The 22,508-nt window shown below is 63.5% G+C and carries 13 protein-coding genes and 1 pseudogene; 9 read left to right on the top strand and 5 right to left on the bottom strand.

The features are described from left to right. The first annotated feature begins 323 nt into the window (after nucleotides 1-323). The 7 genes from FB547_RS32685 (at nucleotide 324) to FB547_RS32655 (ending at nucleotide 10,007) form a co-directional block, all read left to right on the top strand. The gene (locus FB547_RS32685) at nucleotides 324-2,714 is read left to right on the top strand and encodes an AAA family ATPase (protein WP_261380479.1); all 2,391 of its coding nucleotides are present in this window, start codon (nucleotides 324-326) and stop codon (nucleotides 2,712-2,714) included. After that, nucleotides 2,711-4,669 carry a UvrD-helicase domain-containing protein gene (locus FB547_RS32680; protein ID WP_145747739.1) on the top strand — a complete coding sequence of 653 codons (1,959 nt, stop codon included), beginning with the start codon at nucleotides 2,711-2,713 and terminating at the stop codon, nucleotides 4,667-4,669. The genes FB547_RS32685 and FB547_RS32680 overlap by 4 nt, the downstream gene beginning before the upstream one ends. 296 nt (nucleotides 4,670-4,965) lie before the next feature. Further along, nucleotides 4,966-5,826 carry a restriction endonuclease gene (locus tag FB547_RS32675; protein WP_145747738.1) on the top strand — a complete coding sequence of 287 codons (861 nt, stop codon included), beginning with the start codon at nucleotides 4,966-4,968 and terminating at the stop codon, nucleotides 5,824-5,826. Nucleotides 5,827-5,876: 50 nt separating this feature from the next. Next, on the top strand, nucleotides 5,877-7,319 hold the full coding sequence (gene hxsB, locus FB547_RS32670; protein ID WP_145747737.1) for a His-Xaa-Ser system radical SAM maturase HxsB: 1,443 nt from the start codon (nucleotides 5,877-5,879) through the stop codon (nucleotides 7,317-7,319). Beyond that, nucleotides 7,319-8,452, top strand: coding sequence for a His-Xaa-Ser system radical SAM maturase HxsC (gene hxsC / locus FB547_RS32665; RefSeq protein WP_145747736.1), 1,134 nt, complete (start codon nucleotides 7,319-7,321; stop codon nucleotides 8,450-8,452). The genes hxsB and hxsC overlap by 1 nt, the downstream gene beginning before the upstream one ends. Then, on the top strand, nucleotides 8,449-9,102 hold the full coding sequence (gene hxsA, locus FB547_RS32660) for a His-Xaa-Ser repeat protein HxsA (protein ID WP_145747735.1): 654 nt from the start codon (nucleotides 8,449-8,451) through the stop codon (nucleotides 9,100-9,102). The genes hxsC and hxsA overlap by 4 nt, the downstream gene beginning before the upstream one ends. Nucleotides 9,103-9,356: 254 nt before the next feature. Continuing rightward, nucleotides 9,357-10,007, top strand: coding sequence for a hypothetical protein (locus tag FB547_RS32655; RefSeq protein WP_145747734.1), 651 nt, complete (start codon nucleotides 9,357-9,359; stop codon nucleotides 10,005-10,007). Nucleotides 10,008-10,275: 268 nt separating this feature from the next. On the opposite strand, the pseudogene FB547_RS32645 reads toward FB547_RS32655, so the two are convergent. After that, nucleotides 10,276-10,785: pseudogene (locus FB547_RS32645) on the bottom strand (helix-turn-helix domain-containing protein); the annotation flags it as partial. Nucleotides 10,786-11,135: 350 nt separating this feature from the next. Here FB547_RS32645 and FB547_RS32640 point away from each other — a divergent pair. Both FB547_RS32640 and FB547_RS32635 read left to right on the top strand, forming a co-directional pair. Next, nucleotides 11,136-12,095 carry a DNA-binding protein gene (locus tag FB547_RS32640; RefSeq protein ID WP_145747733.1) on the top strand — a complete coding sequence of 320 codons (960 nt, stop codon included), beginning with the start codon at nucleotides 11,136-11,138 and terminating at the stop codon, nucleotides 12,093-12,095. Nucleotides 12,096-12,646: 551 nt separating this feature from the next. Next, nucleotides 12,647-12,925 carry a hypothetical protein gene (locus FB547_RS32635; RefSeq protein ID WP_145747732.1) on the top strand — a complete coding sequence of 93 codons (279 nt, stop codon included), beginning with the start codon at nucleotides 12,647-12,649 and terminating at the stop codon, nucleotides 12,923-12,925. Nucleotides 12,926-12,955: 30 nt separating this feature from the next. Here the strand turns inward: FB547_RS32635 and FB547_RS32630 are convergent, their stop codons facing one another. The 4 genes from FB547_RS32630 to FB547_RS32615 all read right to left on the bottom strand — a co-directional run bounded on the left by FB547_RS32630 (nucleotide 12,956) and on the right by FB547_RS32615 (nucleotide 22,203). Continuing rightward, nucleotides 12,956-13,240 carry a hypothetical protein gene (locus FB547_RS32630; protein WP_145747731.1) on the bottom strand — a complete coding sequence of 95 codons (285 nt, stop codon included), beginning with the start codon at nucleotides 13,238-13,240 and terminating at the stop codon, nucleotides 12,956-12,958. Nucleotides 13,241-13,671: 431 nt separating this feature from the next. Continuing rightward, complete coding sequence (locus FB547_RS32625; protein ID WP_145747730.1) at nucleotides 13,672-15,009, bottom strand: HlyD family type I secretion periplasmic adaptor subunit; 1,338 nt, start codon at nucleotides 15,007-15,009, stop codon at nucleotides 13,672-13,674. After that, on the bottom strand, nucleotides 15,006-16,760 hold the full coding sequence (locus FB547_RS32620; RefSeq protein ID WP_145747729.1) for a type I secretion system permease/ATPase: 1,755 nt from the start codon (nucleotides 16,758-16,760) through the stop codon (nucleotides 15,006-15,008). The genes FB547_RS32625 and FB547_RS32620 overlap by 4 nt, the downstream gene beginning before the upstream one ends. A 25-nt stretch (nucleotides 16,761-16,785) precedes the next feature. Beyond that, nucleotides 16,786-22,203, bottom strand: a complete 5,418-nt coding sequence (locus FB547_RS32615; protein WP_186454325.1) for a beta strand repeat-containing protein — start codon at nucleotides 22,201-22,203, stop codon at nucleotides 16,786-16,788. Nucleotides 22,204-22,508: the final 305 nt, after the last annotated feature.

Below are 22,508 nucleotides of genomic sequence, written 5' to 3'. Positions count from 1 at the left end.
GGAGTCTTCCATAGGTGTCCACCTAAATCCTTGGTGGATACCATCGTCATAGACACCGGAGCCAAGCTCAAGACGGGATCACCGTGCGCTTACCGTACTTTCCACGCGCTTGAGCGCTGCTCGACTTGTTGCAGACACGCATCAAGCGACGCGTTGCCCCCTTGCCAATTCCCGCCGCATCCGCAACAGCAGCCGCTGCTTTGCATTCCAATAAGGCAAAGGGCGGGGCTTGGCATCACAGCTGGGACTCAACCGGGCGACATGGGTGCCTCTTGTATCAACGCCGCGGCATTCGCGGCCACACAAACGGAAGACACAGCATCGTGACCACGACAGCAGCACCAACGCCACCAGCGGCACCAGAAGCGGCAGCCGCACCAGCTGCACCAGCAGCAGCACCTTCTGGAAGCGTCACGCTGCGGTATGTCGAGCTCTGCAAGTTCCGACGTCTGGGCAAGATCCGATTGGACCTGGACCCGCAGACCACGATTCTTGTGGGCGCCAACAACAGCGGCAAGACCGCCATCCTCACAGCGCTACGACACTTCCTAGCCGAATCCTCCCCGTTCGGCGCATTCGACATCAGCGTGTCGGAGTGGCCCGCGCTGCGTGCGCTGGGCGTTAAATGGGAAGCGTTGACAGAGGATCCGGCGACCGCCGGGCAGAAGGAGGGCGATAACTGGGAAAACCAGCTCGCGACGCTGTTGACGGCGATGCCCACGCTGGATCTCTGGTTCGACGCCGAGGCCGGGATGTTCCACTATGTTCAGCCTTTCTTGTCCAAGCTGGTCTGGAAAGGTGGCGCTGTTGGGGTCCGGCTGCGCCTGGAGCCGGCCAGCGATGTCGCTTCGCTCATAGAGCTGGCCTGGGCTTACAACCAAGCGCGCGAGCCCGTGAAGGGCATGACCAGCGATACGCTCGCTTGGCCGATCGACCTGCTCGACTATTGGCTGCGTGAGCCCAGGAAGCTGGGACAGGTCAGGCCGTACGGCCTTGATGCCGCCAACAATCCCATCCAGGGGATCAAGACCTATCAGACCCAGGTCCTGACGGCTGGCGCACTGCCAGCTGACCGCAAGCATCTGGCCAAGATGATCCGCGTCGACTTCGTGGCCGCCCAGCGAGGCCTCGGCTCGGAAGAGGCCAACTCCAAGTCCACATCGTCTTCACATCCCGTCGGCCTATTCTCGAGCCAGCTCCTGAAGTTCGCGCGCCAGCACCTCAACGTTGCCGTCACCGGGCACGGACAACGCGCCGACCTCATCCAGGCCGTCGCCAATGCGCAGAAGGACTTGGACCAGAAGATCCACGATGCCTTGGCAGACTCGGTGGCCGAGGTGAAGCTGCTCGGCTATCCCGGCCTGCACGATCCCCAGGAAATCCGGTTCAGGACGCGCATCCACACCGCCGACCTACTCGACCACGGCACCGCCGTGCAGTACAGCATGAAAGGCGGAACCGCCGAAGACATGTTGCCGGAGTTCTCGATCGGCCTGGGTTACCAAAACCTGCAGTCGCTGAGCTACCAACTCGTGTCGTTCAAGACCGCACGCATGAACCCCGAGAGAGGCTCGCCGCCGCCAGTCCACCTCGTCATGATTGAGGAACCTGAGGCCCACTTGCACGTTCAGGTTCAACGAATCTTTCCGGACAAGGCACACAAGCTCATCAGCCCGACCGACAAGGATGCCAGCGCGCTGAAAAGCCAGTTGCTGATCAGCACGCATTCCAGCCATCTCGCGCACGCCGAGGACTTTGACCGGCTGCGGTACGTGCGGCGGATCTCGCCCTCGGCGACCCATGCGACGCCAAGCACCGAAGTCGTCGACCTTGGCGAGGTGTTCGGCGACGACGACGAGACACGTCAATTCGCGGAACGCTATTTCCGCGTGCAGCACACCGATCTTTTGTTCGCCAACGCTGCGCTGTTCGTAGAAGGCGTCGCAGAGCGCATGCTGGTGCCGCTGTTCATGGAGCTGAAGTATGAGAGATTGAACAGCCGCTACGTTTCCTTCCTGGACATCGGCGGTAGCCACGCCCATCGGCTGAGGCCATTGGTTGAGAAGCTCCGGATTCCCACCGTCGTCATCACCGACCTCGATCCGACTGAAAAGAAGGCCGGCCCCAAAGGCAAGATGCGCTGGATGGCCACGGCGAATACAGGCCAGGCTGGCCTCAGGTGTGGCAACGCGACGCTGCGCGAATGGCATCCCAAACTGCAAAGCGTGGACGACTTCAAGACGCCAACGCCAGCCCAGCTCATCTGGACCGGTGCTCCAGACTGCAAGGTGCGGTTCGCATGGCAGCTGCCGGTCGCCGAGGCGGGCAACCAATGGCCGACGACCTTCGAGGACTCATTGATCCTGACCAATATCGATTGGTTCAAGGAGCTGAACAAGTTGGCTGAAGAGGCCGAGGCGGCCAAGGCCGGCGGCCAACACAAGGCAGAGAACGAAGACAAGGAAAAGAAGGTCAAGCCACCAAACGGCGCACTGGCCGAAGCGGCCGAGATCGTGGCAGGCGCTGCTACCCACGTTGATCTACTGAAGGCCCTGCACGCGCTGATGCGCGATTCGTTCAGCAAGGGCGATTTTGCGGCCAGCATTTTCGAGCGCGTCGCTGCCGGTGAGGACGTCACGTGCCCGAAGTACATCGCCGACGCTCTCGCTTGGCTGCAGGATGAACTAGATCCCGCCGAGAGCGTGACGCCATGACCGGCGCCGAGGTCCATGGAGGCAACGACCGCGACGCTGGTGTCGTTGAGGAAATCTGTGGGTACCTGACGGAGCAGCCGCCGCGGAGCTTCTTCCTCTTCGCGGGAGCCGGCTCGGGCAAAACACGCACGCTGGTCGAAGTGCTACGCCGGCTGACCGGCATCGTGCCGCACGAGAGCGGTGGAAGGCTAGCCAACCGCCTGCGCCTCTACGGTCGGTCGGTCCGCGTCGTCACGTATACGAAGAACGCCGTTGCGGTCATCAGTGGCCGGCTGGGTACCAACGACCTGGTCGCCGTCTCGACCATCCACTCTTTTTGCTGGGAACTGATCTGCGGCTTTGACGAGGACATCCGCGAGTCGCTCATTGCAGACAAGGCGGTGCAGCTCGCAGACGCCAAAGCCAAGGCGGCCGCCAAGGTGAGGGGCATCAGTGATACAGACCGGAGGAAATTCAGCGAGATCGAAGCGGAGATGGAAGCCCTGAAGGGCGTTTCGACGTTCATGTACCACCCCGACAAGGACACGTACGGTGAAGGTGCCATGCAGCACGGCCAAGTGCTCGACGCCACGGCTTGGCTGCTGTTGAACCGGCCGACGCTGCGAACTATCCTGCAAGACCGCCACCCCATCATCCTGATCGACGAGTCCCAGGACACAATGAAGTCGGTGCTGGACGCGTTAATGAAACTGGCGGAGCCTAGGGGCAGCGGCCTCACGCTTGGCCTCCTTGGGGACCACCGTCAGCGCATCTACATGGACGGGCATTCCGACTTGCCCGGCCTCGTGCCTCCCGGCTGGGCCAAGCCGGAGCTGAAAATGAACCACCGCAGCCAGCAGCGAGTTGTTCAGCTCATCAACAAGATTTGGGCGGCGAAGCTGACTGGTCGCATACAACCCGCCTCAGGCGTTGAACAGCATCACCGCACTGAGAAGACCGGGGGCACGGTGCGCTTGTTCATCGGACATACCTCTCTGTCGACACCCGAAAAGCGTCAGAAGGAAGCCTGGGTTGCATCACAGATGCGGCAGGCGGCCCAGAGCGATGCGTGGGCGACGCCTGCAGGCTATCAATCGCTCGCACTGGAGCACAAACTGGTTGCGGCGCGCGGCGACTTCTTGAATGTTTACACGGCAATGACGCTCATCGATCCGAACGCCGCCGCACCTACAGGCAGGGGTGAGAACACAGGGCTTTCAGTCGCTCGGCTGGTGCTTCAAGATCTCGCACAGGTCGCGGCCTGCGTGGCTGCAGACGGGTCCGTCAACGACTTTACGGCCACAGAGGTGCTCAGACGCGCTGGCTGCCTTGATCAACTCCCGGCTGATGCCGGTCAGCGTATCGCGCGGACAGAGGAAATGCATGAGGCCCTCGCGGCGTTTGGCGCGGCGTGTGTCAAACCAGACGCTACCGTCGCCGAGGTCGTCGCGCCCATTATCAAGGCGCAAATGTTCAAAGTGGACGCTCGGCTGCTGCTGCATTTCGCCGACCAGACCCCACCGCCCGCTGCGCCGATTCCGCGCAGGGAAACCGAGACGGACGACGTACGACGGCGAAGGGGATGGTGCGCGTTGTTCAAGGCTCCATGGGCTGAACTGGAGCGGTACCGGCGCTACCTGGCCGGAAACTCCGAACTCGCCACGCACCAGGTGGTGAAGGGGTCGGAGTTCACGCACGTCATGGTGGTCATGGACGACGAGCAGTCCGGCGGCAACCAAATCTCGTATGACAAGCTATTTGGCGCGACTGAATTGGGAGAGCGTGATTTGGACAACGTCCAGGCCGGCAAAGAGACGACGATCGACCGAAGCCTGCGACTGCTATACGTTACCTGTAGCCGGGCCCGTGAATCGCTGGCACTTGTTTTATGGGCTGAGAACCCGCCCGCAGCGCTGAAATTTGCGCGGCACGAGAGCGGCTGGTTTGCCGTGGGAGAAGTTTTAGAGATTCCTTAGGGCGCCACCTCAGGCCAGAGCCGGGGCGGCCGTTCAGAAACGAATCGGCGATCACAATTCTTGAAGTACCTAATAGTGGATGCAATGCGGTCATGCGAGCGACTTCCAGTCTGATGGCCGCTATCGATTGCAGCGGTCGCTCGGGCGGCGAACGCGAGTGACTTCGAGACGTCTAGAGCAGCCCTCTGGAATCCATGATCCGCTACTAATTCAGCGGGCTCTTGACAGCAAGCAGCAAATGTATTGCAAAATGTTTCCCATGGCGCAAAAGCGCCGGCCAACGAGGAGCATGGGCCATGGCACGACGCAGCAGGGCGAGCACCGCCGAGGATCTGATGGACTTGGTCGCGCTGTTGCCTTGGTGGGCCGGCATAAGCTTGGCATTGCTGAGCTACTTCATCCTGCACGCGGTGGCGTCCGCGCCGTTGGTGTTATCCGGCGCACGCCAGGATGTGGGTCAATTGGTCACCAGCAGCCTCTGGCGTGGTCTCGCGTACGCTGGCCAGTTCATCCTGCCTTTCATCTGCGCGATCGGTGCGCTGGCGTCGGCGCTTCACAGGCGCTCGCGCCGAGCCCTAGTAGACTCGGCCACCAAGAGCAAGGCAGCCGATGCTCTAGAGGAAATGACCTGGCGGCAGTTCGAACTTCTCGTCGGCGAAGGCTTCCGACGGCAAGGCTATACCGTCTCGGAGACAGGAGGCGGCGGTGCCGACGGCGGGATCGATCTCGTGCTGGGGAAGGGCGGCGAGAGGTTCTTCGTCCAATGCAAGCAGTGGAAGGCATTCAAGGTTGGCGTGACCGTGGTGCGGGAGTTGTATGGTGTCATGGCCGCCGGGGGAGCTACCGGCGGTTTTGTCGTCACATCAGGACGATTTACGCAGGAGGCGGTGACCTTCGCCAGCGGAAGGAACATCCAGCTCATCGACGGACAGGCGCTGCTGGAACTGATTCGCGATGGCCGAACGGCGCGGCGATCCGAAGGCACGCACCGGGCCCGTCCTCTGGCCTCAGATGCAGCCCCCCTGTCCGACACACCCTCATGTCCTCTGTGTACCGGTTCGATGGTGCGCCGCATTGCTCGACGCGGGTCTTCGGTAGGCAATAGCTTCTGGGGATGCTCCACATACCCGAGCTGTGGGGGAACGAGGCCGGTCTAAGGCGACAGTCATGACCACTTCGCTTAGCCCCTGCTTGAGTACATAGCGCCATGGGATACCCGCCACAGGTACGACCCTTCCGCAGCCGCACTCTGGCCGATGGCTTCGTGTTGGCAACGGCGCAAAGCGGCGACCACGCGTTCTTCTCCCCGGAAGAGTTCGAGCAGTTCTGCCACGCACCGGCCACCTTGTCGCTGCGCCGGCAAGCCGATCTTCGCGCCCGCTTTCTTCTGGGCGATGAAAACCCGTCGATCGGCATTCGCCGGCTGATTGCTTCCCGAATTGCTGCCAAGCGCGAGACGGTGTCGACCGGCCCGGCGCTGCACATCATCGTCCCAACGCTTCAGTGCGCACACTCCTGCCAGTACTGCCAGGTTAGTCGCGCGCTTCATGATGAAGGGCATACCATGTCGCTGGCCGATCTGGATGCCGCGTGTGACACGATTTTCGAAAGCGCCGCACCGGCGCTGACGGTGGAGTTCCAAGGCGGCGACCCGCTGCTTCGGTTCGATCTGGTTGAGCGTGCCATCTTGCGCATCCAGGCACGCAATGCATCGCAGGGCAGACGCATCCGTTTCGTGGTCGCGTCCACGCTGCACCAACTGGACGAGCCGATGTGTGCGTTCTTCAAGGCGCATGGCGTGTACCTTTCCACCAGCATTGACGGGCCGCGGGAATTGCACAACCGCAACCGACCGATTCCCGGACGCAATGCCTACGAGCGCACGCTGGCCGGCATTGAACTGGCGCGGGAATGGCTGGGACATGCTGCCGTGGCGGCGCTGATGACCACCACCAAGGCATCCTTGGCTTTTCCCGATGTGATCGTCGACGAGTATGTGCGCCTCGGGTTTCGGGAGATCTTCCTGCGGCCGCTCAGCGGCTACGGGTTCGCCAAGCGCAACCAGGCCTTGCTGAGCTACTCCGTGGCGGAGTTCTTCAGCTTCCACCAGCGAGCCCTGCAGCGCGTGCTGCACTGGAACCGACAAGGGGTAGAGATCCGCGAGGTCTACGCCTCGATTCTGCTGAACAAGATCCTTTCGCCCTTTGATGCCGGCTATGTGGATCTTCAAAGCCCCACCGGTGCCGGCGCGAGCGTGCTTGTCTACAACTACGATGGCCATGTCTATCCCAGCGACGAGGCCCGGATGCTGGCGGAAACTGGCGATACGTCGCTGCGGATGGGGCGCATCGGAGCGCCGCTCGGCGCTCTGATGGCATCACCCGTTCGGCGCGACCTTGCCCGGGCCAGCGCGGTCGAAGACATTGACCCTTGCCGCGATTGCCCCTATAGCCTGTTCTGCGCGCCCAATCCGGTCGACGCGCAGGCACAGTTCGGCACACCCTTCGCGCCGGTTCACGAAACCGAGCACTGCCGGCGCCACATGGGACTGTTCGACGCCATGTTCTCGGCGCTACGCGCAGCGGATGAGGACCAACTGGACCTGTTCCACCGATGGGCTCAACCTGTTGCGGCTGGAGGACCAGGCTGATGCGCAAACTCAAGGCGATCGTGCAGCCCGGATGCGCAACGTGTGCGCATCGGGTGGTCGGCTATCCACACATCGCTGCCGAGTGGACGCCTGACTTGCAGTTTGTCGTGACGGTGCAGTCCGATGAGGAACAGGGTGGGGTCGAACGCCTGCAGGAAGCCGGCCTTGCCAATCTCGCCTGGATTCGGGGCGCAGCCCTCGAGGAGGGCGATGTGGTGGTGCCTCATGCGACCAAGGGTGAGGTCGTCGTTTTGCTGCGCGAGTCGGATACGCACCACGCGCTTTTCATGACCAATCGCTGCAACAGCTATTGTCTGATGTGCTCGCAGCCTCCGACGTCCACGGACGATAGCTGGCTCGTGGAAGAGGCGATCGCGGCGCTGCGCCATCTGCGGCGATCGCCGGACGTACTGGGTTTGACTGGTGGCGAGCCTCTGTTGCTGGGCCTCGGGCTTCGGCGTGTCCTCGAGGCGATTGCCCAGCACCACCCGACAACGCGCGTCGAGGTGCTGACCAATGGTCGACTCTTCGCCAATGCGCGGATCAGTGAGCAGATCCTGGCAGGACTGGCCCAGCCGGTGCGTTGGCTGGTGCCACTGTACGGCCATGCCGACTTTGTGCACGACTTCGTGGTGCAGGCACACGGCGCGTTTGACGAGACGCTGGCAGGACTGCTCGCGTTGCAGGCACACGGGCAGGAGGTCCAGCTTCGGGTGGTGCTGATCGGGCCTGTGCTTCAGGTGCTGCCCGAACTGGTGGGCTTCGTCGGCCGTAATCTTCCCTTCGTGCGCGAAGTGGCCTTGATGGGATGTGAGCCGATCGGGTTCGCACTGGCCAATCGCGAATTGTGCGAAGTCAACCTGGCCGAGTGGGGTGATGTGCTGGAACACGCCGTGCGCGTGCTGCAGCGGCATGCCATCCCCCATTTGTTGATGAACATGCCGCTTTGTGTGCTGCCGCACCCATTGCGGTCATTGGCTCGCCAGAGCATCTCCGACTGGAAGAACGTCTACGCTGCCGAGTGCGAGAGCTGTATAGCGAGGAAGGACTGCTCGGGACTGTTCGCATGGCATGAGAAAGGTTGGAAGCCGGCGCCCTTGAGACCCATAGAGGCAAACGAGGTCCTCGCATGAGCAAGTTCATCCGCAATCTTTCGCTGTTCGTTGCCGGTCTTCCGCTGCTGACGACCAAGAGCATGTCGGCCATCCCCGGTCCCCAGGCGGGAGCGGAGCCACTCGATGGCACCGCCGCCGTACCCTTGCGTCCTTTGAATCGGGATATGGACAACCTTTTCGCGGGCCATCGCTCCCATTCCAGCCACCGATCGCATTCAAGCCACAGTTCACACTATTCAGGTGCGGGTGGCGGGAGTTCCAGTTACAGGGCTCCCGTCTATGTGCCGCCAAGCCCCACTCCGGCGCCGCTGTATTCACCTCCTGCCGCAGCGCCGGCACCTCGCTATGCACCACCACCGGGCTCCACTTCAAACCAATTGGCGAGTCCTTCCGGTACAGCGCGCCCGAACCAGGCCGGCTACGGTTCGGCTGGTGTGACGGCAACCGCAGGCGACGAATTGACGCGCGCGGAAAAGCTCCGGTTGCAGGTGATGCGGGTGCAGATCAAACTCAAGAGTCTCGGGCTCTACGACGGACAGATAAGCGGTGCAATGAACGAAGAAACCTTTACCGGGCTGAAGTACTTTCAGGATCTAAAAGGCTTGGAGCAGACCGGTACGATGACGACTCCGACCCTTAACGCGATGGGCATACCCGCGGTCAACTGAGCGCGCGTTCTGCTGCCGTTCACCTGCCACCTGTGCCAACGGCGCGACATGGGCGTGGCGCCTCGGAGTCTGCCTCGAAGGACAGCGTCCCACCATTGAGCGTACGTCAGAAACTCGGGGCGGCCCCTCCGACCCAGTCAGCCCGATACCATCTTTATGCTTATTCGAGTGTTAAATGTGTATTCACCGTTGTTGAACCGAGCACTGCTTATCGCCCATCCAACCAGCATTCCAGCAACACGGAGGAGGACGAGATGAAGAACGTCGCGCTGCGGATAGCAGCACAGGAAGATCCTGAGGGCGAGACGATCACTGCATCGTTTGATGACGCCGACTTGGCCCTGCTCCAGCAATATTGCGCGTCGCTGGACCGCCTGCGGGAGACAGCCCTGCTCCAAAACGGCCTGTCGCCAATGACGGGACTGAGCTGGACTTCGGCAGGCATGGCCTTGACCGGCAAGCCATATTCGAACGCCGAGCTGCACGAGCTACTTCACGTTTTGCGCCCGGTGCTCCTGGCAAACGAAGCCGCATCCTACGAAAACGCTAGCGGACTCCTCGGACGGCGCTTCAAAAACAAAAATCTCTCGAAGCATCTCAAGGCCATCCGCTTCATCTTTGACCGGGGCGAGCTCGCGTCGTACATGCAGGTGACGATAGGGGATCAGAAGCTTTTCGACGATTCGATTCTTCGACTATGGCTGAACGGCGTCCAATATCACACCGATGCAGAAAAGGCCGCCGCATGGGCGCAGATCGAGAAGTCGCTGACGACCGAGAATGCGAGAGCGTTGGTGATGAACCAGTTGCACGGAAAAGTCAGTGCGCTTTTCAGGCTGGAGCAGCTGGTCAAGTTCGTTCTGGACGAGAAGAGCGGTCCCACTCCTCCGGCAGTTGCGGTCTGACGCGGCAACCTCAGGCGACTGTCTTCTCCCTCAGCTTTTGAAGCCGAGCGATCCATCCGTTCAGTGCCTTCGCTTGTTCGGCAAGATAGTCGTACTGGTCGTAAACCTGCCATGTCCCGGGAGCCTGTGCCCAAGCATGATCTCGGCAACGTGTGGCTCCGTGAGCGTCGAAAAGTCCGTCCGTGCCGTCTTACGCAGGTCGTGGAATCGACCAGTGCTCCATCTCGTATTTCTCGTGACGGCGAAACCACTGCATGACACTGGACGGGAACATCAGCAGTGTGCAGCGGACATCAAGCTGCTCGAACCACTTGTGATCGCTGTCGTCGATCTGGATGAGCTCGCCGACGCATGCCCGACGGTTGCGCGGCTGGTGGATCTTGGCCGCGCGTTGTTTGCGGGGTGTCCACAAACCGGCCGCCATCATCAGCACCCTGACGGTCTCCTTGGCCAGTGGAAGCCCATGGCACTCCCGACGCTTCTCGCATGCAAGCGTTGGCCCGAAATCAGCATACCGATCCCGGATCAGCGCAGTGGCACGCTCGGCGACGCCTGGCGCCAGTTGACGGTTGCTGGGCCGACCTCGCTTGCGCGAGACCCGCCCGGCAACACCTTCGTCCTTGTACCGCTGGACCAGACGCTCGAGTTGCCGTCGACTCAGGCCCAGCCGCTGCGCGGCCTGGCCAACCCGCAGCATCCGGTCGACCACCGCCTGAATAGTCTTGAGCCGATCGGCTTCGCGCATCGTCATAGTGATCGTCGCAGCAGGTGTCGCCATGGCCATGCCTCGGAGCTCGGGGCAGCCAACTTTGCGACATTTCAACTTTGCTGGAATGCGACATTACAACTTTGCTCCCACAGTTGTTCGCGATACAAGTTTGATTATGTTAAAGGAAAGGCAGACTCAGTCCACCGCGCGCGTCTCGTAGTTCTTGTCCCCAACCGGTGCCATGCGCTGCTGATAATTCTTCCTTGTGGAATGAGTTCTCAATAGCGGAGGTTTGGGTGACACCAGAAAAAGACACGAGCGACCTGAAAACAGTCTCGCCGGGCGCACAGAGCGCTGCCTCGGACCCGAGTCCGCAGGCATCGAGCACATTGCATCCGGCTGAACACGTGAGGACAGACATGCCGCTGTCAAGCGAGGCCGGAACTTCGAGCGATCCCATCGATTCCGATCCGGGTATCGCGCTGCGTGCTGGCAACTGGCGACGTGGACCGCAGGGCGTACGGGAAACGGAAGTCTGGGCCGCTGCGGATGCGTTGGTCGCCGCCGGGCAGCGCCCGACCATCGAACGCGTGCGCGCGCACCTCGGTGGGGGCTCGCCGAACACGGTGAGTCCGATGCTCAAGCGCTGGTTTGCCACTCTGGGCCCGCGGGTGGTGGCGATACAAACCGACGGCTCAGGCTCCGAGACGGGGCAGCGCTTTTCAAAGGCGCGGCCCGAGGGCAGCGTGCCGCCGGTGGTCGACACCTTTGCGCGCAAGATCTGGGAGGTGGCGTACGCCGAAGCGCGTCTTGCATTCGAAGCTCGGGAGGCCGCCGCTCGCGCTGAAGACGAGGAGCGGACGGCACGCTTCGAGACGAAGCGCGTCCAGTTCGAATTGCAGCAGTCCACATTCGCCGAGACGCGAGACGTCCTTACAAACAAGCTCGCTTCGGCGCACGAGTCGTTGCGTGCGGTGCAGGGCCAACTCGAAGATGCCGTGCGATCGCGCCACCAGAAGGAGCACCAGGCAGTGCTTCTGAAACACCAACTGATTGAAGCGCAGGCCGCACAAGAGGGGCTGCGGCGTGCTTGGACAATCCAAAAGTCCGATTGGGAAGCCGCTACCCGCGAAGCCAAGATGCATGCGGCCGAGCTCCAATTACGCCTCCTTCATGACATCAACCACTGGCGCTCGGCAGCGAGTGAAGCGCTTGCGAACCTGCTCAAGGAGCAGGAAGCGCGCGTGCGTGGCGAGGAAGACTTCGCGAAAGCACTCGAATCGGAGCGAAGCGCGCTTCGCGACAGCCGTGCGGCGCTCATGGAACTGCGCAACGAACTCGAATCGCTCCGCTCAGATCGCATGTCATCGCCGATCTAGCCATCGCTCGATAACGAAAGTGTGGCCGTCGCGCACGATCGTTTGCAGTCGAAGACCTCGGGAGATCAGCCCTAGTGGTGAACCGCACGTTGCTCGTGGGGCCGGCAGCACACCTGATCGCATGGGCATTCAGTTGTACGGGAGGCGGCGAGCCGACCGCGCGCGTCCTGCCTGTCCGGCAGTCGTGCTTGGTGTGTCTGCAACTTGTTGTTCAACCTGTCCGGAAAGTATTGTTCCGCGCGGGCTGTACGGGACGTGGCGAGCCGGCGGCGCGCGTCCTGAACATATTGCACAAGTTTTCGCGCCTGTCCGGCAGTTATGGTTAGTTTGTCCTGAACTTATTGCTCAACCTGTCCGGAAAGTATTGTTCCCGCGGGTGTCGGCCAACTCAAACGGAACCTCCAGGCAAGCCGCTCATTCATGATTTAACATAAGATACATTGTATATCTAAGATGCAGGCCTCAAATAGTAATGTCGCGTTTGGCCCGAATAGAAATGCCGCATTGTTCCCCCCGGTCCAGCTTCTGGACCCGAGGCACAGCGATTCGCGATGTTCGTTTTCGCAACCTGCTTTGCGACGACATCATTCACGTCGCTGGTGAGCGTGGATCTGCGCTACACGCCTGAGCCGACAGCGGCCGACCCGAGTCCGGTCACGGCGCCCTTCATCAACGGAACCGGCTCGGGCTATGACGCGGCGATGGCGGACGTGCGCAACGGATCGATGAGCAGCACGGGCACCCTCTCCTATGTTCCGACCTGGTGGTTCGCCGGCGAGAGCACCAAACTGCGCGGCATGCTGGGGCTGGCGCCATGCGTTTTTGGATGAAGGCCCAGGCCATCAGACCTGGCGGTCAATTCACGCAGAACTCCTCTTTCGATTCCGAACCATCTGCATCGTTCTGCCGTTTCGCCGCGATTCACTGAGCATCCTGTCGATTTCTGCGACTCCTTCCGGAGTGATAGCCGTGACGATGGCCATCGGAGCCACTTTGTACTTACCGGATAGGTCCAGTGCTGGAGCTATCTCTGCTTCAAGAAGGCCTGTCGCCTTGAGAACCGAAACATGCAGCACGTCCTCAGGTCTCGTTACAGTCTTGGGAAGTTGGACATCGCGAAGGCTGAGCAAGAAGAATATGGGCATGACGGCTTCCTCATCCGATGCGTTTTCTGGTTGCTATGGTTCGTCCCGACCTTCTTGTTCGCAAAACTCCTTCGATGGAGGACGAACAGTATCCCGATGTCTTGGCGAGCCTGTCGGACGCCAGCCAACGGCTCTGTAGCCTAAGCAACATTCAAGCCTGCGGACCACCAAGATGCTGGCAGGTTGCAACCCATGCTGGCGCCGTGCGTGTCTGAGAAAGCACGCTGCGAACTCAAAGCCGATCCTTCGAATCCGCCGCGGGCGACATGTCGGCCGATACGGCCAAGGCAATGACGGCCGCCGAAGCGGCGAGCCCGGGGACAACGGACCGTCGTCGAAGATCGTGGTAGCGGCCGTGCACGAGGCGCGAACGTCGAATGCCCGCATTTGGGACCTGTTCATCGGCAGCGCCACACCATGGGGCCGGGGCATCAACGCTCGCGTGCAGCGCGGTGCAGCACCTGGGTGACCGGCTCCACCAGGTACTGGAGCGCGGTGCGTTCGCCTCCCAGCAGGTAGATCTCGGCGGGCATGCCGGCGAGCAGCTTCAAGTCTCCCGCCGTCGCGAGCGAAGCCGGATCGGCCTCGACCAGCACCGAGTAGTAGGGAGCGTTGGTCGCACGGTCGATCAGGCGGTCGCCCGACACATAGACCACCTTGCCGCGCACCAGTTGCGTGGTCCGGTACTTGAATGCCGTAAAGCGGATCTCAGCCGACTGCCCGCGCTGAATCCGGCCGATGTCCTCGGGGCGGACGCGTGCATCGGTCACCAGGCGGGTGTCGTCCGGCACCACGTCGGCAATGGTCTCGCGAGGCGGGATCACCGCGCCGGGCGTCGAATACTTCAGGTCGATGATCTCGCCGCTGGCTGGCGCCACGATCACCTGGCGCGCCGAGGCGTCGGCCGACTTGCGCCGCTCCTGCTCGATCTCGGCCAGCCGCGCGGCCGTGACTTTGAGCTGGTCACTCGCCTGTTGGCGGTAGTCGTTCTCCAGCGAGCGCATGCGTAGATCGGCATCGACCGTGCGCTGCTGGGCGCGTGCCAGTTCCGCACGCCGCTCCTCGATCTTCACGCCGTAGTCGGCCACGGTGCCTTCGAGTTGCGCGATGCGCGCGGACGAGATGAAGCCGTCCTTGAGCAGCTTGCGGTTGGTTTCCAGATCGCCCTTCTGGAACTTCATCGACTCGCCCGCCTGCATGATCTGCGCGCGCAGCGCGACGATTTCCTCGGCCACCTTCTCGCGCTGCGAGCGCAGCAACGCGGTCTGCCCCACCAGCGCATCGCGCCGAGCATCGAACAGCGAGCGTTCCTTGGCCATCTGCTCGGCCAGGCGCGGATCGCTTGCCGCGGTCTCGATCACGTCGGGCGGAAAGGTGATCGCGCGCGCCATGGTCTGCTCCGCGTCGAGCCGCGCGAGGCTGGCGCGCTCGGTCTTGACGCGGTGGTCCAACCGGTTCCTGTCGGCATCGACCGAGACATCGCCCAGCACCAGCAAAGGCTCCCCCTGCCGCACATGCTGGCCGTCGCGCACAAGCACCTCGCGCACGATGCCGCCTTCGGCATGTTGTACCGGGCGCCGGTTCAGGTCCACCTTCACATACGCCTGTGCCACCACGGCGGAGGACAGCGGCGCGAAGCTCATCCAGGCGGCCAGCGGCAGCAACCCGGCGACGATCACGGTCAAGCCCCAATCGGCCAGGCGGCGCGCCTCGCGAACGTGGGGCGCCAGCGGATCATTGGCTGCGAGCACGTGCATCGAGCCGTTCATGAGACCTTCTCCAGCGGTGCGGTGGGCGCGGCGGGCGCAGCGGGCGCAGGAAGAGGGCCCGTGCGCGGCATCGCCACGACCTGCCCGCCGCCCGTGTTCTGGCCCGGCCGTTTCATCGCCTGCATGACCTCCGCCACCGTGCCGTATTGCTGCACCCGGCCGGCGTCCAGCACCAGCATCTTGTCCATGTGCTGCACCAGCGTGCTGCGGTGCGTGACCACCACCACCGTGACTTGCCCGTTCAGAGCCCTCAGCGCCTCCCCGAGCGCCAGTTCACCCGCACCATCGAGATTGGAATTGGGTTCATCCAGCACCAGCAACTTCGGGTCGCCGTACAGCGCCCGTGCCAGCGCAATGCGCTGGCGCTGCCCCGGCGACAGCATCGCACCCCTGGCGTCGATCACCGTGTCGTAGCCCTGCTCCAGCGCCAGGATCAGCTCATGCACGCCGGCACGCTGCGCCGCACGCACCACCTGTTCCGAGTCAACCTCGCCCAGCCGCGCAATGTTCTCGGCGACGGTGCCGGCAAACAGTTCGACGTCCTGCGGCACATAGCCGAGCCAGGGCCCGAGCTGCTCGCGGGGCCATTGCGCCAGATCGACGTGGTCGAGCCGCACGACGCCGGCGTTGGGCGTCCATAGGCCGGTGAGCAGGCGCACCAGGGTCGATTTGCCGGCTCCGCTGGGGCCGAGGATGGCCAGCGATTCGCCGGCTTCCAGGCTCAGCGATATGCCGGCCAGGATCGTCCGTTCGCTCTGCGGCGGCCGGTACACCAAGCCCTGTGCGTGCAGCCGGCCGGTCGGTGCCGGCAGCGTCATGCGTTGCGGCTGGCGCTCGGCAGCGCCCAGCAGTTCGGACAGGCGCGCGAAGGCAAGACGTCCCTCGGCCAGCACGCGCCAGCTGCCCACCACCTGCTCCACCGGCGCCAGCGCCCGGCCCAGCAGGATGGTGCAGGCCACCAGGATGCCCGGCGTGCCTTCGCCGGTGATGACGAGGTAGGCGCCGAGCGCCTGCAGCAGGACCTGCACCGCCTGACGCGTGGTGCGCGTCAGCGCCGCGATCGCTACCGACTTGCGTGCGGTCGGACCCTGCAGCGCGCCCACCCTGGCGTTGAGATTCCGCCAGCGCCCGACCAGCGCGTCGCCCATGCCGAGCGACTGCGCCACTTCGGCGTTCTGCATCGAGGATTCGAGGTAGCGCGTGGCCCTGGCGGCTTCCTTCTGCAACGCTTCGATGTCGCGGCGCGTGGCGCGGTCGTTCACCACGGCAAGGAGGAGCATCAGCAACGATGCACCCGCGGCCGCCATGCCCAGCAGGGGATGTGCCAGCCAGATGACGGCGACGTAGACGAATGCCCAGGGCGCATCGAACAGCGCCAGCAGCCCCTGGGCCGAGAACAGGTTGCGCAGCGCCGCGACGTCGCGCAGCCCTTCGGACGGCACACGCTCGGCACGGTGCGCCGATCTGGCCAGCATTACCTTGGCCACCGTCGGCGACAGCTGCTCGGCGATCAAGTTGCCCGCGACACCCTGCAGCCGGCTGCGCAGGTAATCCAGCATCAGCATCAGGCCGAGCGCCACCGCCACGCCAAGCAGCAGCACCAGCAGCGTCTCCCGGCTTTGGCTCGTCAGCACGCGGTCGAACACCTGCAGCATGAAGAGCGCGGGAGCGAGCAGCAGCAGGTTCACGAAGAACGAGAAGCCCGCGACAAAAAGTAGCGGTCGCCGGAGAAGCTGGAGAAGAGGCTTCATGGCGTCGAGCGGATTCTTCCGGGTGTCAGAGGCCGATCCGCATGTCGTTGCTGTCGAAGGTGTCGGCCGGGTTGCTCAGCGTCAACGTCGCCACCAGCGTGCGGTTGGCGGCGCCCAGGCCGTCGGCGTCGTAATACAGGTTGCCCGTCGCGCTGTCGTAGATCACGTGCACGCCCGCCCCCACCACATCTCCCGCGCCACCGCCGTTCAAGGACGCGAACTCGGCCGCCGACAGCGTGCTTCCGCTTGCAGTCGTGAGGGTAGTGAACGTGCCGCGCGACAGCTCGATCAGGTCGCCGCTGGCCGCCGATCCCGACGCATCGAAGTCGGTGACTGAATCCACTGCGTTGGGTGCCGAGTCGAAAACGAAGGTGTCGTTGTCCGCGCCGCCGGTGAGTATGTCGGCGCCGGCCCCACTGACGATGCGGTCGTCGCCCGCAAGGCCGTTGATCACGTCGTTGCCGCCGCCGCCGCGCAATTGGTCGTTCGACGCCGAACCGGTGATCGTGTCGGCGAAGGCCGTGCCGATGACGCCCTCGAAGTTCCTGTAGCTGTCGGTGCCGAGCCCGGCGGCGCTGGCATTGAAGCTCGTCGTGCTGCTGCTTTGCGTCAGCGTGAACGTGAGCCCGGCCGTGCCGTCGGAGAAGTCGAGCAGGTCACCGGTGCCCCCTGCCCCATCGAGCGTGTCGTTGCCGGCGCCGCCGCGGATGATGTCGTTCGAGGCGCTGCCGGTGAGGGTGTCGGCCAGGCCCGTTCCGATCACGCCTTCGATGTTCTGGTAGGTGTCGTTGTTGCCGAGTCCGCCGGTGCCGTTGACGATGCTGGTCGATGCGGCACTCTGGACCAGCGTGAAATTGATCGCCACGGTCCCGTCCGAGAAGTCGAGCAGGTCCTCGTTGCCGGCGCCGCCATCCATCGAGTCGTTGCTGCCCAGGCCGCCTCGCAGCACATCGTTGCCGGCGCCGCCCGACAGGGTGTCGTTGCCGTCGCCGCCGATCAGGAGGTCGTTGCCGGAAGAACCAAGCAGCGTGTCGGCCCCGTTGCCGCTTCCTCCGATGAAGACGTCGCCGGCCGCACCGCCGGTCAGGTTGTCGGCGCCGCCGCGGCCATCGATGAACGAGGCCTGGTAGGTGCCGGCCGCGCCGAGATCGATCGTGTCGGCGGCGTTGCCGTTGGACACGGCCATGACGTCGATCGTCGCCGTTGCCGTGGCAGTGCCGCCGGCCCCGTCCGACACGGTGTACTGGAAACTGCCGGCCGCGGTGCCGCTGGTGAAGCTGATCGTGCCGTTGGTGGCATCGAGGGTCAGGCCTGAAATCCCGACCGCACCGCTGACGCTTGTGATCGTCAAGGCAAGACCGTCGATGTCGGTGTCGTTGCCGAGCAGCGAACTCGCCGACAGCGTGACCAGCGTGCTGCTGGATACGATGACCCTGTCGGTCGCGGCGACCGGGTCGTCGTTCACCGCGTTGACGGTGATGCTCGCCGTGTCGGTGGCACTCGAGAACGCGGAACTGCCTCCATTCGTCACGGCGATGGCCGTGGTGCCCGCCGTGCCGCTCGTCTGGTCCCAGGCGTGGAAGGTGATGCCATCGCCGACTGTTCCATTGAAATTCGAATTCGCCTGGAAGTAGACGCGCGTGTTCGCGTCCGCGGCCAACAGCAGCGCGGATGCGTCCGACACCGCACCCACTGCTGCCCAGCTGGCGCCGCCATTGGTGGAATACCACCAGCTTCCGTTGGAGGCATTCACCCCCGACAACGCGATGCCGGTGATGGCGCCGTTGTCCGCATCGGCCACGTTGTCGAGGCCGCCGGCCGGCGGGTTCAGATTCACCAGGCTCGATACGAGCGTCCCGACGGCCCCGACCGGCGCGCCGGCATCCTCGTTGACCGACGCCAGGGCGGGTGTCGCGGCAGCACTCAGAACGGGTGCATCGTTAGTGCCGGCGATGGTCACGGTCACAACCCGGCTGGCGGTCCCGTCGGACGAGACTGCAGTGAAGCTGTCGCTGAGCAGTTGACCTGCGGCCAGCTGCTGTATCGCCGTCTGGCTGTTGTTGACCGTGTAGGTCCAGTTGCCGTCGGCTGCCAATGCGAAGCTGCCGTAGCCGTTGCTGCCGCCGGTGCTCGCCTGCGGCATGAAATTCGACTGGCCCGCATCCACATCGGCAATCGTCAGCGCGCCGCTGGCCGCGAGACTGCCGCCGGACACCGCAACATCTTCTTGCACCGTAGCGCTGGCCACACCACCGATCGTCGGTACGTCGTTGGTGCCGGTGATCGTCACGGTCACCACTCGACTGGCCGTTCCATCGGACGAGACTGCAGTGAAGCTGTCGCTGAGCGTTTGACCTGCGCCAAGCTGTTGGATCGCCGCTTGGCCATTGTTGGCCGCGTAGGTCCAGTCGCCATTCGCCGCGAGTGTGAAACTGCCATAGCCGTGGCTGCCGGCGGTGCTCACCTGGGCTGTAAAGCTGGACTGGCCCGCATCCACATCGGCAATCGTCAGCGCACCGCCGGTGCTCAGGTTCGGCGTCGAGGCATCCTCGGACGCCGCGCCGCTGGCGACGCCACCAATCACCGGAACGTCGTTGGTGCCGGTGATCGTCACCGTCACCAGCTGGCTGGCCGTTCCGTCGGAGGACACGGCGGTGAAGCTGTCGGTGATCGACTGATCCGCGCCCAGCTGCTGGATCGCGCTTTGGTTGTTGTCGGCCGCATAGGTCCACGTGCCGTCAGCTGCCAGGGTGAAGCTGCCGTAGCCGCTGCCACCAGTGGTGCTCGCTTGGGGCGCGAAGTTCGACTGGCCCTGGTCGACATCGGCGATCGTCAGTGCACCGCCGGTGCTCAAGTTCGGCGCCGAGGAATCCTCGCTCACCGCACCGGTGGCGACACCAGCAATCAATGGAACGTCATTGGTGCCAGTGATTGTCACCGTCACCAGCTGGCTGGCCGTGCCGTCAGACGAGACGGCAGTGAAGCTGTCAGTGACCGACTGACCCGCGCCCAGCTGCTGGATCGCACTCTGGCTGTTGTCGGCCGTGTAGCTCCAGCCGCCGTCGGCCGCGAGCGTGAAGCTGCCGTGGCCGTTGCTGCCGGCAGTGTGAGCCTGAGCTGCAAAGTTCGACTGGCCCGCATCCACATCGGCGATCGTCAGCGCACCATTCGCGCTCAGGTTCGGCGCCGAGCCATCCTCGTTCACCGCACCGATCGCGACACCGCCAATCGTCGGAACGTCGTTGGTCCCCGTGATGGTCACGGTCACGAGTTGGCTGGCCGTACCGTCGGAGGACACGGCGGTGAAGCTATCGTTGATCGATTGACCCGCGCCCAACTGCTGGATCGCCGCCTGGCTGTTGTCAGCGATGTAGGTCCACTTGCCGTCGGCCGTCAGCGTGAAGCTGCCGTAGCCGTTGCTGCCGGCGGTGCTGGCTTGGACTGTGAAGCTGGATTGTCCTGCATCCACATCGGTGATCGTCAGTGCGCCGCTGGCTGCGAGGCCGCCACCGGACACCGCAAAATCTTCTTGCGTAGCGCCGCTGGCGACGCCGCCGATGATCGGCACGTCATTGGTGCCAGTGATGGTCACTGTCACCACCTGGCTGGCGGTCCCGTCGGAGGACACCGCGGTGAAGCTGTCGCTGATTGACTGGCCCGCGCTCAGTTGCTGGATCGCCGCTTGGCCGTTGTCGGCGGCGTAGGTCCAGCTGCCATCGGCCGCCAGCGTGAAGCTGCCGTGGCCATTGCTGCCGGCAGTGTGAGCCTGAGCCGCAAAGTTCGACTGGCCCTGGTCCACATCGGCGATCGTCAAGGCACCGCTGGTGCTCAGGTTCGGCGTCGAGCCGTCCTCGCTCACCGCCCTGCCGGCCACTCCGCCGATCACCGGCAGGTCGTTGGTCCCGGTCACCGTCACGGTGATCTGCTGCTGAACCGTGCCTCCGTGGCCATCACCGATGGTGACGGTGAAGGTCTCCGTCACCGTCTGGCCCTGGGCCAGATACTGCGTGGCTGCGTTGGCGACGCTGTAGCTCCATGTCACCGTGCCGTCGCCCGCGCCCGTGGCGGCGTCGCTGACGCCGGCCGTCAAGACCCCGCCCAGCGTGTTGCCTGAACCGGCTGCTACGCTCACGCTGTGCGCATCGCTCAGGTCCACGTCGTCGAAAGTGATCGTGCCGCTGTCGCTCAGGGTCGGCATCGCCGCATCCTCGGTCACCGCCGCAGCGGCATCGGTCGTGGTGATCGTCGGCGCGTCGTTGGTGCCGGTGATGGTCACGTCGATCTGCCGGATGACGGTGCCACCGTGCTGGTCGTTCACGCTGATGGTGAAGCTCTCGACCCGAGTCTCGCCCGCGGCCAGGTACTCGACGGCCGTGGCGTCCACGGTGTAGGTCCAGGTGAGCTGGCCGCCCGTGCCAGTCCCGGTGGTGTCGCCGTTCTTGACCACTGTCAGGCTGCCCAGCACGCTGCCGAGCGGCGTGCCGGTGGCGCTCACCAAGTGCACGTCGCTCAGGTCCAGGTCGCTGAAGCCGATGACGCCGCTGTCGCTTAGTGCGCCAGCCGGCGCGACCTGCTCGCTCACCGCTCCCGCCAAGTCCTGGGCTGTAATCACGGGACCATCGTTGGTGCCGGTGATGGTGACGGTCACCGTGGCCAGTCCCGTTCCACCATCGGCGTCCTTCACCTGGTAGCTGAAGGTGTCGGTTGCGCTCTCGCCCGCTGCCAGGTGCTGGAAATCGGCTGTGTGGGGCTGGTACTGGAAATACCAGGTCGATGGATCGCCCATCGCCGGCTGAACGAGCGTCGCTGTCCCATGGGCCGGAGCCGAGGCCAGCGTCAAGTTCTTGACCAGGTCTGGAACCAGATCGTTCTGCAGCACATGGATCTGGATCCCCGGGCCATCTTCGGTCGTTGCGCCTGTATCGCCCCGCGCATTCACCGCTTCGTTGGCCGGATTCACCTCGACCCCATCCACAAGGATTTTCAGTACTTCGGTCATCTGGACGGTCAGTGTGGACGAACCGAAGCTGAAAACGAAATCACTGGCCGAACCATTGGAAACCTCGCCGGTCCTGGCATTGGTCACTGCCGCAAGATGGGCCAGGTAGGCGGCGATCTGCGTCTGAGTGGCGGCTTCCAGCCACTGCGCCTGCGTGAACTGGAGCTGGAGAGTGTCAACACCCGCCCCACCGGTGTACACGTCTTTGGTGCCCGCCGCGATGTTTTCGCTGACGTTGTAGATCAGGGTGTCGTTCCCCGATCCTCCGTTGAGCTGATCACTGCCGCTGCCTCCATCGAGCGTGTCGTCCCCCGCGCCGCCATTCAATGAATCGCTCCCGGCTCCGCCGCTGACGCAGTCGTCCCCGTTGCCGCTGTTGATGGTGTCGTTGCCGGCCGTGCCGGTGAGAAGGTCGTCGCCGTTGGAGCCGGTAATCGTGGTCATGTGCTTCCTTGGTGGACGCCGGAAAGCCGGCGTGTGCCGATCTCGACCCTGTATTCCTTTTTGTTCGCAAATTAGATCGCGCCAACGAGGCGAGCACATGGAAGGAATGTCCTTACTTCTCTATCGATAGGTCCCGGGACGATCCTGAAGTGCCTGGTACTTTTGTCCTGCCTAGGCGTGACGTGGATCTCACCTATGAATCGCCCCGGATCTGAACTGACCCCAGAAGTTGGACGAACTTCAAGGGGTTTCATGAAGAAGTACGAAGCGGAGTTCAAGCTCAAGGTCGTCGAGAGCTTTTTAGC

This window comes from Variovorax beijingensis (genome assembly GCF_007828835.1).
GTDB lineage: Bacteria > Pseudomonadota > Gammaproteobacteria > Burkholderiales > Burkholderiaceae_C > Variovorax > Variovorax beijingensis_A.
The sequence above is the reverse complement of the archived record's forward strand: the minus strand, read 5'-3'. Positions and strand labels throughout refer to the sequence as shown.

Bases quoted from the DNA above. Each gene is read 5' to 3' on its own strand.
- hxsC (WP_145747736.1), top strand. From the start codon at position 7,319: ATGCGCAAACTCAAGGCGATCGTGCAGCCCGGATGCGCAACGTGTGCG.
- FB547_RS32625 (WP_145747730.1), bottom strand. From the start codon at position 15,009: ATGAACGGCTCGATGCACGTGCTCGCAGCCAATGATCCGCTGGCGCCC.
- hxsB (WP_145747737.1), top strand. From the start codon at position 5,877: ATGGGATACCCGCCACAGGTACGACCCTTCCGCAGCCGCACTCTGGCC.
- FB547_RS32680 (WP_145747739.1), top strand. From the start codon at position 2,711: ATGACCGGCGCCGAGGTCCATGGAGGCAACGACCGCGACGCTGGTGTC.
- hxsA (WP_145747735.1), top strand. From the start codon at position 8,449: ATGAGCAAGTTCATCCGCAATCTTTCGCTGTTCGTTGCCGGTCTTCCG.
- FB547_RS32615 (WP_186454325.1), bottom strand. From the start codon at position 22,203: ATGACCACGATTACCGGCTCCAACGGCGACGACCTTCTCACCGGCACG.
- FB547_RS32675 (WP_145747738.1), top strand. From the start codon at position 4,966: ATGGCACGACGCAGCAGGGCGAGCACCGCCGAGGATCTGATGGACTTG.
- FB547_RS32630 (WP_145747731.1), bottom strand. From the start codon at position 13,240: ATGCCCATATTCTTCTTGCTCAGCCTTCGCGATGTCCAACTTCCCAAG.
- FB547_RS32640 (WP_145747733.1), top strand. From the start codon at position 11,136: ATGCCGCTGTCAAGCGAGGCCGGAACTTCGAGCGATCCCATCGATTCC.
- FB547_RS32620 (WP_145747729.1), bottom strand. From the start codon at position 16,760: ATGAAGCCTCTTCTCCAGCTTCTCCGGCGACCGCTACTTTTTGTCGCG.
- FB547_RS32655 (WP_145747734.1), top strand. From the start codon at position 9,357: ATGAAGAACGTCGCGCTGCGGATAGCAGCACAGGAAGATCCTGAGGGC.
- FB547_RS32635 (WP_145747732.1), top strand. From the start codon at position 12,647: ATGTTCGTTTTCGCAACCTGCTTTGCGACGACATCATTCACGTCGCTG.